Annotated in this window: 8 protein-coding genes; 4 read left to right on the top strand and 4 right to left on the bottom strand. The window is 65.8% G+C overall.

Annotated features, from left to right (window positions below; genetic code table 11):
- Nucleotides 1-65: 65 nt before the first annotated feature.
- Both BPRO_RS28690 and argH read right to left on the bottom strand, forming a co-directional pair.
- Nucleotides 66-933, bottom strand: a protein-coding gene (locus BPRO_RS28690) for an IS5 family transposase (protein WP_086003100.1) whose coding sequence is annotated in 2 segments (ribosomal slippage) — nucleotides 66-513 and nucleotides 512-933 — 870 coding nt in all. Because the reading frame shifts where the segments join, the coding sequence is not laid out codon by codon here.
- A gap of 65 nt (nucleotides 934-998) precedes the next feature.
- On the bottom strand, nucleotides 999-2,408 hold the full coding sequence (argH, locus tag BPRO_RS18315; protein ID WP_011484565.1) for an argininosuccinate lyase: 1,410 nt from the start codon (nucleotides 2,406-2,408) through the stop codon (nucleotides 999-1,001).
- 261 nt (nucleotides 2,409-2,669) lie between these two features.
- On the opposite strand from argH, the gene BPRO_RS18310 reads away from it, so the two are divergent.
- The 4 genes from BPRO_RS18310 to BPRO_RS18295 all read left to right on the top strand — a co-directional run bounded on the left by BPRO_RS18310 (nucleotide 2,670) and on the right by BPRO_RS18295 (nucleotide 6,869).
- Complete coding sequence (locus BPRO_RS18310) at nucleotides 2,670-3,728, top strand: sensor histidine kinase (protein WP_011484564.1); 1,059 nt, start codon at nucleotides 2,670-2,672, stop codon at nucleotides 3,726-3,728.
- Nucleotides 3,725-4,465, top strand: coding sequence for a LytR/AlgR family response regulator transcription factor (locus tag BPRO_RS18305; RefSeq protein ID WP_011484563.1), 741 nt, complete (start codon nucleotides 3,725-3,727; stop codon nucleotides 4,463-4,465). Before BPRO_RS18310 ends, BPRO_RS18305 begins: the two co-directional genes overlap by 4 nt.
- A 200-nt stretch (nucleotides 4,466-4,665) precedes the next feature.
- Entirely contained in the window at nucleotides 4,666-5,838 is a 1,173-nt protein-coding gene (locus tag BPRO_RS18300) for an AI-2E family transporter (RefSeq protein ID WP_011484562.1), read from the top strand.
- 251 nt (nucleotides 5,839-6,089) lie between these two features.
- Nucleotides 6,090-6,869, top strand: a complete 780-nt coding sequence (locus tag BPRO_RS18295; RefSeq protein WP_011484561.1) for a TerC family protein — start codon at nucleotides 6,090-6,092, stop codon at nucleotides 6,867-6,869.
- A gap of 66 nt (nucleotides 6,870-6,935) precedes the next feature.
- Here the strand turns inward: BPRO_RS18295 and BPRO_RS30515 are convergent, their stop codons facing one another.
- Entirely contained in the window at nucleotides 6,936-15,317 is an 8,382-nt protein-coding gene (locus tag BPRO_RS30515) for a GH36-type glycosyl hydrolase domain-containing protein (RefSeq protein WP_011484560.1), read from the bottom strand.
- 4 nt (nucleotides 15,318-15,321) lie between these two features.
- The gene (locus BPRO_RS18285) at nucleotides 15,322-15,552 is read right to left on the bottom strand and encodes a hypothetical protein (RefSeq protein WP_041388932.1); all 231 of its coding nucleotides are present in this window, start codon (nucleotides 15,550-15,552) and stop codon (nucleotides 15,322-15,324) included.
- Between the last annotated feature and the right edge of the window lie 184 nt (nucleotides 15,553-15,736).

The following is a 15,736-nucleotide window of genomic DNA, read 5'->3' as shown; positions in this document are numbered from 1 at the left end:
AAAGGCCGCTGGCCCTCACCCCCGCCCTCTCCCAGAGGGAGAGGGGGTCAAGAGGTTCTTAGAACCTATCCGTAAATTATGTTTACCTTGAGCGTCACTTTACGGAACGCGATGATGGCCGCGGCTATGTGGTTCAGCGCGACGAAGCTGCGTTCGAGCTTCTCGTATCGCACCAGCAGCTTGCGAAAGCGGTTGAACCAGCTGTGGCAGACCTCGACCACCCAGCGCCGAGCCTTCCTGGTCGGGTCGCGCCGCTTGGCATCGGCCTCCTTGGCGCGATCAACGACGTGAGGAATATAGCCATGCGATTCGATGATCTCCAACGCGCGCCGGCCTCGGTAACCGGCATCGGCGCACAGGTGCTTGCTGCGCCGCGTGCTGGGCGTCTTGCGCTTGACCATGATGGCCTGCAGCACAGCATCGAGTTGCGTCACGTCATGCTCATTGGCCCCGGTCACGACGAGCGACAACGGGACGCCACGGCCGTCCACCAGCAGGTGGCGCTTGCTCCCCTTTTTTCCCCCGATCGGTCGGGTTGCGTCCGACCGCCTCTTGCGCCAAGGGCGCCTTGAACATGGCCCCATCGATGCTCTGCCATCGCCAAGCGATGCCTTCCATCTGGTCGTACTCGGCAAGCCCGGCTTTCCAGATGGCCTCGAACACGCCCGCGGCCTCCCACTCCAGGAAGCGCTTGTGGACCGCGCTGGCACTGCCAAAGCGTTCCTTGGGCAGCGCCTTCCATTGGCAGCCCGTGCGCAAAACATATACGACTGCCTCGAACACCTGTCGTGCTGGCTTGGGTGGCCGCCCCGCTCCCGCCTTGCGCAGGTACGCCTTGTCCGCGCTGCGCTCGCGCACCGGAATCAACGGCTCAACACGCTGCCAGAATTCATCGGTCACCACCCACGATTCGACTCGCTTGCGTGTCGCCATACATTCGCCCCGACGCCGTGTGAAGTACGGCTCAGGACGAGAGTGTACTATTTACGGATAACTTCTTAACCCAGCCGGGCGCGGTGCCTTGCAATCTGCGCCCGCACCTGGGCCGGGGCGGTGCCGCCCAGGATGTTGCGGGCATTGAGCGAGCCGCGCAGGCTTAAGGCATCGTAAACGTCTTTTTCGATGCTCGGGTTGAACTGCTGCAGCACCGCCAGCGGCAACTCCGACAGGTCCACCGCATGCGAGATGGCGGCCTTGACGGCATGCGCCACCGTTTCATGCGCATCGCGAAAGGGCAGGCCTTTTTTCACCAGGTAGTCGGCCAGATCGGTGGCGGTGGCGTAGCCCTTGAGGGCGGCGCGCTCCATGGCTTCGGGCTTGACGGTGATGCCGCCGACCATCTCGGCAAAGATGCGCAGTGTGTCTTTCAGCGTGTCCACCGTGTCAAACAGCGGCTCCTTGTCTTCCTGGTTGTCCTTGTTGTAGGCCAGCGGCTGGCCTTTCATCAAAGTGATCAGGCCCATCAGGTGGCCAACCACGCGGCCGGTCTTGCCGCGCGCCAGCTCGGGCACGTCGGGGTTTTTCTTCTGCGGCATGATGGAGCTGCCGGTGCAGAAACGGTCGGCAATGTCGATAAAACCGAAGCTCTGGCTCATCCACAGCACCAGTTCCTCGCTCATGCGGCTGATGTGCACCATGGCCAGCGTGGCGGCAGCGGTGAATTCAATGGCAAAGTCGCGGTCGCTCACGGCGTCCAGGCTGTTCTGGCAGACGCAGGCGCGGCCCTGCTCGTCCACCATGCCCAGGGTTTTGGCCACGCGCTCGCGGTCCAGCGGGTAGCTGGTGCCGGCCAGGGCGGCAGCGCCCAGCGGCAGCCGGTTGACACGCTGGCGGATCTCGGCCATGCGTTCGGCGTCCCGCGCAAACATTTCCACATAGGCCAGCATGTGGTGGCCAAAGCTCACAGGCTGCGCCACCTGCAGGTGGGTGAAGCCGGGCAGGATCACGTCGACGTTTTTCTCGGCGATGTCAACCAGTGCCTTTTGCAGGTCACCGAGCAGGCCGCCAATGAGGTCAATTTCGCCGCGCAGCCACAGGCGCACGTCGGTGGCGACCTGGTCGTTGCGGCTGCGGCCGGTGTGCAGGCGCTTGCCGGCATCGCCCACCAGCTGGGTCAGGCGCGCCTCGATGTTGAGGTGCACATCCTCGAGGTCCAGTTTCCATTCAAACGTGCCCGCCTCGATTTCGGCGGTGATTTGCGCCATGCCGTTCTGGATGGCCGCGAGGTCGCTGGGGGCGATGACCTTTTGCGCGGCCAGCATGTCGGCGTGGGCCAGCGAGCCGGTGATGTCAGCCTGCCAGAGGCGCTTGTCAAAAAACACGCTGGCGGTGTAGCGCTTGACCAGATCGCTCATGGGCTCGGAGAACAGGGCTGACCAGGCTTGGGATTTTTTGTCGAATTGATTCACGTCGGGCTTTCTTTCGGGCGGTTGCGCGGCAGGGCTGCGAGGCCGCGCGCCATGGGTTAGGGCGCCAGGTGCGCTATTCTGGGCAGGTATTCGCAGGTATTCGGCGCGGCCGGGTTTAAATCGGGTTTCAACCCGGGCTGGAAGGCCACGGCCGGTGCCATACTCATTTCCGGTGATTTTATCTGTGACTGACCGCCATGCGCGTCCCGCGACAAGACACTGCCATAAACCCGAATAACCCCGAGAACGTCCGCACAACCGATGAAGCCTTTGCCTGATCCACAGACCTTCGGGGAGTCCACGTTGCTGGGAAGCTTTATTCCGGGCGACGAAGAAGCGGTGCCGCCGGCGCGCGCCAGCATGTTTGACGCCTGCCATGTCGGGGTGGTGCTGCGCGCGGTGCTGTTTGTGGAGGCTGTGGCGGGGGTTGGCGCCATGTTTGGTGCCAACCATCCGGTGGACTGGCTGCTACGGTTTGCGCTGCTGACCGGCGGGGTGTTGCCCGCCACACTGGCCTGGCTGATCGCCATTTGCGCGCTCAAGTCGCGGCTGAACCGGCTGGATACCTCGTCGCAGTGGCTGGCCGGCATGGCGCTGGGGGCGGCGGCCGGGCTCTATGGCTGCGGTCTGCTGGCGCTGATAGGGCTGCTGCAGCCGGCGCCATGGTGGGCCAGCGCCGCCTCGGGCGCCCTGCTGTCGGCCATGGTGCTGGCGGGTTTGTTCTGGCGTGCCAAGGCGCGCACGCCGGCAGCCACGGCCGCGCGGCTGGCCGAGCTGCAGTCACGCATCCGGCCGCATTTTTTGTTCAACACACTCAACAGCGCCATTGCGCTGGTGCGTGCCGAGCCGGCCAAGGCCGAGGCGGTGCTGGAAGACCTGAGCGAGCTGTTTCGCCATGCGCTGGCCGATCCGGCCGAGTCGGTCACGCTGGGGCAGGCAATTGCGCTGGCCCAGCGCTACCTGGCGATTGAGCAGGTCCGCTTTGGTGATCGCCTGCAGGTGCAGTGGAGCCTGGACGCCGGCGCCGATGAGGCCAAACTGCCGCCGCTGCTGCTCCAGCCGCTGGTGGAAAACGCCGTCAGGCACGGCGTGGAGCCCAGCGCCAGCGGGGCGCAACTCCGGATAAGCACCCTCAGGCGCGGCGGCAAGGTGGTGATCAAGGTGACCAATTCGACGCCGGCCGGAGTGGGGGAGCGCGGCAACGGACTGGCACTTGCCAATGTGCGCGAGCGCCTGGTTTTGCTGCATGATGTGCAGGCACAGTTCAAGACCGTCTTCAAGGATGGCGTATTTCAGGTCAGGCTGGAGATTCCTGCATGAAACTCAAGGTACTGCTGGTTGATGATGAAGCACTCGCCCGCTCGCGCCTGCGCACCCTGCTGGGCGACTGCACGGCACCGCAGGCGGTGGTGGCTGCTGAAGCCTGCGATGCGCTGCAGGCCATGCACGCCCTGCGGCAGGACAGCTTCGATGCGGTGTTGCTGGACATCCGCATGCCGGGCGTTGACGGCATGGCGCTGGCCCGCACCATTGCGGCCCTGCCCCGGCCGCCGGCCGTGGTGTTTGTCACGGCGCATTCCGAGCATGCCGTGCAGGCTTTCGAGCTGGAAGCCATCGACTACCTGACCAAGCCGGTACGGCTGGAGCGCCTGCAGCAGGCGCTGCAGAAGGTGAGCCGGCTTGCGCAGACCGTGCTGGGGCCGCAGGCGGATGCATCGCGGGAGATGCTCATCATCCAGGACCGGGGGCGCACGGAGCGGGTGCCGCTGGCCGAGGTGCTCTACCTGAAGGCCGAGCTGAAATACATCACGGTGCGCACCGCCAGCCGCAGCTACATCCTCGACGGATCACTGAGCGAGCTGGAAGAGCGTCATGCCGCGCAGTTCATACGCATACACCGCAATGCGCTGATCGCGCGGCGCGCCGTGCGCGCGCTCGAAAAGCATTTTGATCCCGAGGAAGGCGAAGGCTGGGCGGTGCGGCTTAACGGTATCGACGAATTGCTGGCCGTGTCGCGCCGCCAGCTCAGTGCGGTGCGTGAGGCGATTGCGGGATGACGGGCGGGCCGACTCGGGGCTGGCGGCACCGGGGGCGGCAGCTGATTCCTTCCGGTGCCTGCGTCCTACACCGGCAGGCGGGTTGTTCAGGCCCAATGGAGGCATAACGATGACGGGGGACTGCCCCACGCGGGTTTTTCGCGGGGTTTTGCTGGTACGACGGGCAAAGCCGGCAGCTGCGGGGTCCATGAGGAGCAACAATGACTGAAGAAGCCGCAAAAGATACGCCGCTTGCCGAGACGGAGGCGGCGCTTTTGCCGGAGCCGGAACGGCTGCTGCTGCACATGCCGGTAGACATCCGCAATGTCTCGCTGGTAATCCTGGCAGTGCTGGCCAGCCTGTTCATGCTCCATTGGGCCAAGGCGGTCTTCATTCCCCTCATGCTCGGTCTCCTCTTCAGCTATGCGCTGTCGCCCGTGGTCAATTGGCTGGAACTCAAACGCGTGCCACGCTGGCTCAGTGCCGCGGTGCTGCTGCTGGCCATTCTGGGCGCGATCGGCTCGACTGCGTATTCGCTGCGCAATGAGGCTTCGCAACTGCTGGAGTCGTTGCCGCTGGCGGCACAAAAATTCAGGCAGGCGGTGAAAACGCGTGCCGGCAAGCCGGACGGCGCTCTGGAAAACGTGCAGAAAGCCGCCTCCCAGATCGAACAGGCGGCGCGTGAAAGTGGTACCGCCTCTCCCGGATCATCCCGGGGCGCCATGCGGGTCGTCGTTGAGACGGCAACGTTCAATGTGCGGGACTATCTGTGGACAGGAACCCTCGGCCTGCTCACGCTGATAGGCCAGTTCACCGTGGTGGTTTTCCTGACCTACTTCCTGATGCTCTCCGGCGACACCTTCTGCCGCAAGCTGATCAAGCTGGCACCCGGCTTCAGCAGCAAGAAAATCACGCTGCAGGCCCTGCATGAGATCACCGGGCAGATCCAGCGCTACCTGCAGGTGCAGCTGCTGGCCAGTGCGTTGGTGGGGGTGCTGACCTGGCTGGCCCTGCTGATCATCGGACTGGACAACGCGGCAGTGTGGGGCATTGCCGCCGGTGTGCTGAACCTCGTGCCTTATGTGGGTTCGCTGGTGACGGCGGGCGCGTCGGGGCTGGTGGGGTTTTTGCAGTTTGGTTCGCTCGACATGGCGATCGTGGTGGCCGGCGCCTCGCTGTTCATCCACATGCTGGTGGGCAACCTGTTCACCCCCTGGCTCACCAGCCGCGCCAGCCGCCTGAGCCCGGTAGCGGTGTTTGTCGGGCTGCTGGCCTGGGGCTGGTTGTGGGGCGTGTGGGGCTTGTTGCTCGGCATACCCATTCTGATGATCGTCAAGTCCGTGTGCGACCGGATCGATGACCTGAAACCCATTGGCGAGTTTCTGGGCTCTTAGAAATGAGGCCCCCACGGTCGCTCACTGCGTGTAGCTCCCGAGGCCTTGCAGGCCGCGGCTCGCGAGACGCTTCGCCTCTGTCGCCCGTCCAAGCCTGCGCAGGCAGGCTTGGAGCCGCGGGCTCCAGCCCCTCGGGGGCCGCTGCGCCTGCGGTCTGGCAAAGCCAGTCCCGCGGCCCCTACTGGTGTAAAACTTCTGCGGTCGCTACCATGGCCGCACTGGATCATTGAAAAAAAGAAAGAGGCCATGCCATGATGGAGCTGCTCACCGACCCGCAAGCCTGGATTGCCTTTGCCACGCTCACCGCGCTGGAGCTGGTGCTGGGCATTGACAACATCGTGTTCATTTCGATTCTGGTCGACAAGCTGCCCAAGGCGCGGCAAGAAGTGGCGCGCCGTCTGGGTCTGTTCATGGCCATGTTCATACGTGTCGGGCTGCTCATGGTGCTGTCGTGGATTGTGGGTCTGACAGCGCCGGTGTTTACCGTGATCGGCCAGGAAATTTCAGGACGCGACCTGATCCTGATATGTGGCGGCCTGTTCCTCATCTGGAAGAGCACCGGGGAAATTCACCAGTCGCTGGAAGGCGAGGAAGGCCACGCCTCCAGTGCGGTGCAGGCCACGTTTGCCGCTGTCATTGTGCAGATCATGGTGGTGGACATGGTTTTTTCGCTGGACTCCATCATCACGGCCGTGGGGATGGTGGACAGCCTGCCGGTGATGATCGCCGCCGTCATTGTCTCGGTCGGCCTGATGATGCTGTTTGCCGGCGCCATTGGGCGCTTTGTGTCTGACCACCCGACCATCAAGATGCTGGCACTGTCGTTCCTGGTCGTGGTCGGTGTGGTGCTGATTGCGGAAGGTTTCGAGTACCACGTACCCAAGGGCTTTGTGTACTTTGCGATGGCCTTCTCGCTGTCGGTGGAGATGCTCAATATCCGCATGCGCCGCAAGTCCGCCACGCCGGCGCATCTGCACGCGGCCTACACGCGCGAAAAGGCGGCGCAGACCGACCTGCCGGATCAAGGCTGACTTCGCCGCCACCGGGTGTGCTGGCCTGGCGCAGGTGGGAAGGGCCACCAGATCCCCTGCAAAGTGTCAGCTAAAGACAGCCGCTGGCGTTAATGGGGCGTTGGTGACGGCACCCTCCTGAACGAGCAGTGCAGTGCGTGGCCCCAGCGCCGCGAGCGCCAGCCACTGTCCGGGCTGCACCGTGTACTCGGGCTTGAAGTCGCTGCTGGTTGCGACACCGGCGCGCTGCCAGCGGATGTGGATGACGCGCCCCTGCAGCCTGAGCGTGACCTCCACCGAAGGCCAGTGGGCCGGCAGGCAGGGTGACATGCAAAACTCGCCCTGGCGCACCTGCAGGCCGATGAGGTTTTCCAGCGCGGCCCTGTGCAGCCATGCGGCGGAGCCGGTGTACCAGCTCCAGCCGCCGCGACCGACATAGGGCGCAGCGCTGTAAACATCGCCCGCCATCACATAGGGTTCGATCTCGTATTGCGGCCCGTGTTGCGGGTGCCTGCTGCGGTGGGCGGGGCTCAGCGCCTTGAAGCTTTCCCAGGCCGCTTCGGCGTCGCCTGTTTTCACTTGCGCCATCAGGGCCCAGACGCCGGCGTGCGAATACTGTCCGCCATTTTCCCGGATGCCGGGAGGGTAGGCCTGAATGTAGCCCGGGTTGTTTTCCGAGGTGGCGAACGGCGGGTGCAGCAGGCGCAGCAGGCCGGCCTCGGGGTCTATCAGTTCGCGGGTCATGGCTTGTATGGCCGGTTCGGTGTAGGGGGCGCTGGAGGCCTCCGACAGCACCGACCAGGCCTGCGCGATCAGGTCAATCCGGCACTCTTCATTGACCGATGAACCCAGGGGTGCACCGTTGTCAAAGAAGGCGCGGCGAAACCACTGGCCATCCCAGCCGTCGCGGTGCAGCGCTGCGACCCAGCCCGCGCGGCTGGCGTTCCAGCGGTCCATGCGGGCCCGTTCGCCCCGGGCCTGCGCCAGGGGACTGAACTGCGCAACCACGCTGCACAAAAACCAGGCCAGCCAGACGGATTCGCCGCGTCCCTCATGGCCCACGCGGTTCATGCCGTCGTTCCAGTCGCCAGTGCCCATCAGGGGCAGGCCGTGAGCGCCCACCGCGAGGCTGCGGTCTATGGCGCGCGCGCAGTGCTCAAAGACCGACGCTGTTTCATCGCTGGTCTTGGGCGGGTAATAGGCGTCCTCCGCGCCGTCGGGTATGGCCGCCCCTTCAATAAACGCCACGGCCTCGTCAAGAATGCCGGCATCGCCCGTCACCGCAATGTAGTGCGCGCAGGCATAGGGAAGCCACAGCAGGTCGTCCGAAAAATGTGTGCGCACGCCTTCGCCGCCGGGGGCGTGCCACCAATGCTGCACATCGCCCTCGGGAAACTGGCGTGAGGCATTGAGAAGAATCTGCCCGCGCAGCCGTTGCGGCTCGATCAGCGCAAAGGCCATCGCGTCCTGCAACTGGTCGCGAAACCCGAACGCTCCGCCAGCCTGGTAAAAGCCCGCCTTGGACCACAGACGCGAGGTGAGGGTCTGGTAGATCAGCCAGCGGTTGACCAGCGCGTCAAACAGCGGGTCGGGCGTGCGTACCTCGACTTTGCCGAGCAGGCCGGCCCAGAGGTTCCTGACGCCCGCCAGGGCCTCGTCAATATCCCTGACTTGCCAGGTGCGTGCCAGTTGCTCGGCGCCTGCGGCATCGCCGGCATGGCCCAGCATGAAGCACAGGTCCAGGCTCTGGCCGGCCGACAGGTTGAACTCTCCGGCGAGCGCCGCACAGGGGTCTACGCCACTCCCGGTCTGCTGCCCCAGCAAGCCGGGCAGTACCAGGCTACCGGCGGCATCGAAAAATTCGCGACGGTCGCACGTCCACTGCAGCGGACCGGACAGGCCGGTCAGCGACAAAAAGGCGCTGCTGCCGCCGAAGCCGGCACGGCCCTCGCGTTGCTGCGCCAGTACGGCGGGCAGATCCTGGGCTTTCCAGGCGTGGACGGTGCGCCGGTCGTGCCGTGCCGCGCCCATCTGCCACTCCACCATGGCCAGGGCGCGCAGACGGCGCTTGCCGGTGCCTTGCTGGTGCAGCCGCACCCGCACGATCTTGACGGCATCGCTGCGGTCGGCAAAGAAGGTGGTTTCTACCTTCAGCTCGCCGTGCAGGCATTCAAACACGGTGTAGCCCTGGCCGTGGCGCACGCGGAACGTCTGCTGTGAACCACTTTCGGTGGCGGGACTCAGGGTGAGCGGCTTTCCCGTTTCGAGGTCTTGCAGCAGGTAGTGTTCAAAAGCGGGATCCCGCACCGGATCGTTGGACCACGGGGTGAGTTGATGCAGGCGGCTGTTGACTGCCCAGGTGTAGCCGGCGCCCGCTTCGGACACCTGAAAACCGAAGGACGGATTCGAAATCACGTTGATCCACGGGCGCGGCGGGCGGTGCTGGCGATCGACCTCGAACTGAAACTCTCCCGTGGCGGCGTCGAAGCGCCCGGCGGGCACCTGCAGCGAGACAGGCGAGACAGGTTGCGCGGACGGGGAGCCTTCCGCCCCTTCGAGCAGGGGCGCGGCGGCTCGCTGGCTCCGGCGCGGCGGCGCGGCCAGGTCCTTCCAGGCTGCCACCTGCTGCTGGAGCGGGCGTCCGTCTGCGATGAGGGTAATGCGTGCCAGACCGGACAGTGCGGCCTTTTCGGAGGGTGTCACCTCGTGGTCGCGCAGCAGGAAAAAACCGGCGACATCGCTGCGCGGAAAGCTGTTTTCCGCCTGCTGGAGGGTATGGTCGCGCAGGGCGAGGATGCTGTGCTGCAGGGGCATCAGGTAGGAGTTGACCTCGCTGTTGAGGATCACCACATCGGTCGCCAGGCCGCAAAAGCTCCACCAGGGTTGGGCGCGCAGCAGCGCACGCACGAGACCCAGCCCGTTGCTGGAGTGAATGCGCACCAGCACGATGGGCTTGTCGCCCGACAGGCCGAAGCGCCAGAGCTGGCGCTGGTCCACCGGGCCACGGTCGGTCCCTGGGCGTGCCGTCGTGTACATCAGCGCCGTGTTGAGATCCTGCAGGGCCTCGTTTTCTTCGGGATCCGCGCCCAGATCGCGCAGGCGTACCTGCGCCAGCGTGGCGGCCATCCGGGTGGCCCGCTCCACATGCATTGTCTGCAGGTATTTGTCGATGCGCGGCTCCAGCTCGTCGGTCGTCTCCGCGGCGGCGGTCGCAAAAGTCAGCCGCGCCACACCGCCGGCCTGGATGCGCACCCGCACGCGCAGGCCAGCGACGGGGTCCAGCCCATTGATGGGGGAACCATCCGCCTGCCTGGCCTGCGCCTGCAATGCGGGTTGTCCGGGCACCTGGTTGCGCCCGAGGAAGGAGCGCCGGTCGGCGATGAAGTCGATCGCCCGCACATTGGCATCGGAATCGGCCAGGAAATGCGCCATGGCCATGCCTGGGTCCTCCTGCAGCCGGGGTTTGCGCGACAGGATCAGGGCGCGCCACTCGGGATGCCACCCGGTTTGCACAAACAGGTTGGAAAACGCGGGGTGGGCCTCGTCGGCGCGCGGGTCGGTCAGCACCGCCTCAAGGCATGAAATCACCTCCAGCGTGATCGTGGCCGTGGAGAGGTTGTGCAGCGTGACCGTGCGGATCTCGGTGTCGTCCTCCGGACTCACCAGCACGCTGGTCGTCACCTCCAGGTCGCTCGACACCGCGTCAAACTGGACCCGGTCCGCGAGAAACATGGCCGAGTAATGCCAGTCGGGATTCGGCGCGGGATGGTACGTGAGAGAGGAGGCATGCGCCTGACCTTCGGTGCGAAGGTAGATGAATGTGCCGTACTCGTCGCGCAGGAGGTCGTCGCGCCAGCGTGTGATGTGGTACGTGCGGTTTTGCGCGCGCCAGCGGCTCACGCCTGCGCCGCTGGCGCGCAGTGCCACGCTGTAGTGCCCGTTGGACAGCAGCTGCGTCGGCTGCCATCCGGTTGCCGCCGGATTCACATCGCGCGAGTGGTACAGGGGCCCCTCCTCGATCGAGTCGGGCTCCGGGAGGGTGCGCGGATCGGCACTCTCGATGATCTGGCGCGGTGTGCGCTCATGCAGCATCGACTCGTGGGCCTGCACCAGCGGCGCCGACGCGAACCAGCGGCGCGGCGCCTCGTCGCACAGCACATTGCACAGCGCCACCAGCGACATGCCCTGGTGATGCGCCATGAAGTTGTAGACCACGCTGAGCGCCTGTGCCGCCGGCTGCCGGGAGACCGTGAAATCCACCGCATCCATGAAGCCGCAGTCTCCGCGCGCGCCGAGCGCTTCGAGCCGGCGCAGGTTGGCAACCGCCTGCCGGGGTGCGAACATGGCGGCCATCACGCTGGCATACGGTGCCACGACCCGGTCACCGGGTGGCGTGCGGCGCAGGGCAAGCCGCGGCACCCCGAAGGGCGAGTACTGGTAAGCCAGGGTATGGTCCCGCGCCAGATAGGCGGACTCGGAGACTCCCCAGGGCAGGTGGTTCGCCCTGCCGAAAGCCTGCTGCTCCTTGACCGCCGCGAGGCCCGAGACATGCAGCAGGCCCTGGTCGGGTTCGGTCATGACCAGCGAGGGCATCAGGTACTCGAACATGGAGCCGGACCATGACTTGAGCCCGGGTGTGATGCCGACCGTCAGGAAGGCGCGGCCCAGTGCCAGCCAGTGGCGCCGCGGTATGTCGCCCTTGGCCATCGCCAGAAAGCTCGTCAGCCTGGCCTCGGAGGCCATCAGGTCGTAGTAGCTGGCATCCAGCGCCTGCTCGTGCACGCGCAAGCCGATGTGAAACAGGTGACGCTTGGCGCTGTAAAGGCCGCTGAAGTCCATCGCCATGCACAGGCGCTCGCAGCGATCGGCAAGGTGGTTCAGGCTGACGGCCTGTTCCGCGGTCAAGGAAGCGACAAGCGTGGGGGCCATCGAACGCAGCGAAGGGCCGCCCCGAGCAAGTTCAGCCCCCTCGGGGGGCAGTGCAGTACGCGCAGCGACAAGCGTGGGGGCCAGGGTTTCGCCGCCGGGCCGCCCCAAGGCGAAATGCGCCCCCTCGGGGGGAAGCGCAGTACGCGCAGCGACAAGCGTGGGGGCCACTAACTTCCGGCATGCCTGCGCAGTGGCCAGCAGATGGCCCGCCAGGTTGCCGCTGTCCACGGTCGACACGTAGGCGGGCAGCAGCACCTGCAGCGTGCGCGTTTCATACCAGTTGAACAGATGGCCATCGTGCTTGGGCAGGCGCTCCACCGTGCCGAGCGTGGCTTCCAGCCGCGCGAGAAGATCGGCGATGCTGATCCATCCAAACTCGTGCGCGCATGCCGTGGCCAGCAGGTACAGGCCGATGTTGGTGGGCGACGTGCGGTGGGCTATGGTCGGCTCGGGCAGCAGCTGCAGGTTGTCGGGCGGCAGGTGGTTGTCTTCGGGCCCGACGCAACGCTCAAAAAACTGCCAGGTCTGCCGGGCCAGCTGATGCAGGTAGTCCCGGTCCCCGGCGTCCATCGTCAGCCCTGGCGGGCGTGCCGCCGGTTTGCTGGCCCACCAGCTGGTCAGGGGCGCCATGGCCCACAGCAGGAACAGGGCAGGGCCGGCCCAGGGGTGCGGGCTCCAGCATGCGGCCACTGCCAGCCCCACGCACAGAAGCGACGCCGCTGCGTGGCGGCGCAGGAAGGCGCCCATCGTGTATTTCGCCTGCGCCTGCGCCTGCGCCGCCATGGTCCATTCGAGCAGTCGCCTGTGGCTGACGGCCATGCGCCACAGGGCCCGCGCAATGGCGTCGGAGATCAGGCCGGCCTGAACCGCGAGCTGGCTGAACTGCCAGGCGCTTGCAGCAAAACTGCGTGCCACCTCGCGCAAGCCGACATGGAAGAAATGGAGCCATGCAATGCCGCGGCGCGTGGGCACCAAACCTGCCAGCGCCCCCATCAACGGCCCGGCCAGGTAGGCGGAGAGGACGAATGCCAGGGTGGTCACCAACGGAAGGGCACCGGTGAAGATCACCCACACAAGCAGCGCCAGTGCGGCGGGCGCGACGAGCGAGCGGCGCAGGTTGTCCGTCATGCGCCACACACCCAGCGCGTCAATGCCGAAGTGCCGGGCGCGCAGCATCAGCGGCAACAACTGCCAGTCACCCCGTGTCCAGCGATGAACGCGCGATGCCGCCACACCGGTGTGATGGGGATGGTCTTCCAGCAGGACGACGTCGCTGACATAGCCACAGCGGGTAATGCTGCCTTCCAGCAGGTCATGGCTCAAAACCGCGCCTTCCGGCAGTCGCTGGTCTAGCACGGCATGAACCGCGGCAACATGGAGCAGCCCCTTGCCGGTAAACGTCCCCTGGCCAAACACATCCTGGTACAGGTCGGAGGCGCTGCTGCCGTAAGGGTCCAGGCCGCACTGGCCCGCAAACATCGCATGAAATGGTGAACGCTCATGGTGCGCCGACAGGGGTGTCACCACGCGCGGTTGCAGGATGCCGTAACCCGCGGTCACGCGGTGGCCTTTGCGGTCAATCTGCGGCGCATTCAGCGGATGGGCGGCAATGGAGACCAGTTCCCGCAGGGCGCCCGCGGGCAGGGTGGTGTCGCTGTCCAGCGTCAGCACATAGCGCACGCCGTCGGCCAGGCGCATGTCGGGGCTGGCCGGTACAAACGCCGATGCCGAACCCTCGGCCAGCTGCCGCAGCAGCATTTCGAGCTTGCCGCGCTTGCGCTCCCAGCCCATCCAGCGACGTTCTGTGGGCGACCAGGTTCGCGGGCGGTGCAGCAGCACAAACCGGGGGAGCGCACCGGCGGCAGGCGGGTAGCGGCGATTGAGCGCGCGCAAGCTGGCGAGGGCGTCATCGAGCAGGGCCTGGTCACCCGGCAGGGTGGGCGTGTCTGCGTCGACCCAGTCCGTCAGCAGGGCGTACTGGGCGTGGATTTCGCGGCTGGCCAGCCAATGCAGGCCGAGCCGGTGCACGAGTTCGCTGTTGGAGGCGGTTGAACTGAGCATGGCGGGAATCACCACCAGCACGCGGTGCTCGGCAGGAATGCCGGCGCTGAAGTCAAGGCGGGCCAGCGGCTGGATGCGGGTCGACTCTGCAATCAAGCGGTGAATCAGTGAGGCCACCGCTTCGGAGGCGGGCCACGCCATCAGGAACACACCCACCCAGCCCGCCCAGTGCATGGCGGCGGGCGCAGGCACGGCCCACCAGAGCGTGGCTACCGTGCCGGCCAGCCAGACCGCGGCATACAGCGGCAGGCGCCAGGCGCGCCGCGTCAGTGTGGCCGGCAGTGCTTTAAGAGGCGTGCCGGTCGGGCGCAGCGCCGCCTCCAGCAGCGGGCGGCCCGGCCCCATCAGGTAGTAACCTGCCGTTCGCGCGACCATCGAATTGTTGGGCTGCCGGGCGGCGGCCAGTACGGCTTCGGCCACGGCACGCTCGGAGCGGCCGCTTTGCTGGGACAGCCTTTCCATCGCCCGCGTGATCTGCTGGCGCGTCATCTCGCTTTCCCTGGAAAAGCTGGGCAGCCGGCGCAGGACCTGCAGCGAGTGGCTCACCGGCTCGATCAGTTCGGCCCATTCCACTTGGCCAATCAGCCTGAGCGTGGTGATGATGTTGCCGACCGTGAGGTTGGCCGCGACCTGGCTGGTCTGCCCTTCGCCGATCAGGGCCAGGCCATCGGGGCAGTGGTGCTCAATCCAGCCGACAAGGGGGGCGGCCGAATCCAGGCGTTCCGCGGGCATGCGCTGCCACAGCTGGGTCAGGTAGTTGCGCTCCAGGCCGCGGCTGCACAGGCACTGGTGCAGGTTATCGAGCGCCTGCACGCTCATGGTATCGGCCGAGTCCCAGATGGCGTGGGCGACTTCCCACGCGACCTTGTTCCAGGCAATCCGGTCGGCCATGCGGCGCAGGTTTTCCAGCAGCACCACGCGCAGGGTGGTAGGCAGGGCCCAGAGTTCGCCCAGGGTGAGTTCGCTGACCTCCTGGTAGGCATGCAGGAAGGCCGTGAACAGCACCGGGTCGAGCACGCTGTCGGTGTGCGCGACGTAGGCCCAGGCTATGCCGTAGACGCGCGGCAGGCCTTCCAGCGGCTTGTCCGCCAGTTTGGGCAGGTCCGCATAGTAGCGGTGGGGAACGCCCTCCTGGATCTGCTGAAGCTGCGCTTCAATCAGGTGAAAGTTGTCGAGCAGCCATTCGGCCGCGGGCGTCACGTAATGACCGCTTTGCGAGGTCAGGGCGATGTAGTCGTAGGCCTGGCGAAGCGCGGCGATGTTTTCCTTCACGCGGGGGAAAAAGGACGGTCCGCGAGCCGGACTGCCGGCGGGCCGCACCGTCTGCGCTGCGGCCAGGCTGCGGCCATGCTGCTCAAACCGCTGCGCGCCGAAGAACTCCGCGCGTATGGGCTCCTGCAGCTCATCGCGCTGGGAAAAAATAACCTTCCTGGCGTAGGGACTTAAGGACTCCAGCCGTTCGATGGGAGCCGTTTTCACACGCTCAGGCTACAACGACAAGCAGACCGAGGCAGATTGCCAGCACGACCGAGACCGTGACAATGCGCGGGCTCACCAGGCCATGAATGGATTGAAGCGCCGAGTGCAGGGCAAAGAAACGGCTGCGTGAACTGGCGCAGTGACTCATGTGAGACGCCAGGTTGGCGGCGTCCGTGGACACAAAATCTGGGGTGCGGGCCGACGACGAATCGGCCAGGATCTCAAGGGTCGTCATGATGCTGCGCTCCGGGGATGAGTCTGGATGGTCACCGCGCAGCGAAATGCATGCGGATATACCACGACTGACATCCATCCTAAGCAGTGCTGCCCCGAAATGACATCAGACGACTCTGGAGTTTGGCTAGGACAATGCCTACAGGGCCTGCTGCGGTCGCTCCAGAATACCCCTTCGCCCCTAT

The sequence above is a fragment of the Polaromonas sp. JS666 genome, assembly GCF_000013865.1.
In the GTDB taxonomy this organism is placed as follows: domain Bacteria; phylum Pseudomonadota; class Gammaproteobacteria; order Burkholderiales; family Burkholderiaceae_C; genus Polaromonas.
This window is presented reverse-complemented; position numbering and strand designations above follow the sequence as displayed.

What these genes read in the sequence shown, in the direction of transcription:
- BPRO_RS18310 (WP_011484564.1), top strand. Translation starts at nt 2,670, where the DNA reads ATGAAGCCTTTGCCTGATCCACAGACCTTCGGGGAGTCCACGTTGCTG.
- BPRO_RS18305 (WP_011484563.1), top strand. Translation starts at nt 3,725, where the DNA reads ATGAAACTCAAGGTACTGCTGGTTGATGATGAAGCACTCGCCCGCTCG.
- BPRO_RS18300 (WP_011484562.1), top strand. Translation starts at nt 4,666, where the DNA reads ATGACTGAAGAAGCCGCAAAAGATACGCCGCTTGCCGAGACGGAGGCG.
- BPRO_RS18295 (WP_011484561.1), top strand. Translation starts at nt 6,090, where the DNA reads ATGATGGAGCTGCTCACCGACCCGCAAGCCTGGATTGCCTTTGCCACG.
- BPRO_RS18285 (WP_041388932.1), bottom strand. Translation starts at nt 15,552, where the DNA reads ATGACGACCCTTGAGATCCTGGCCGATTCGTCGTCGGCCCGCACCCCA.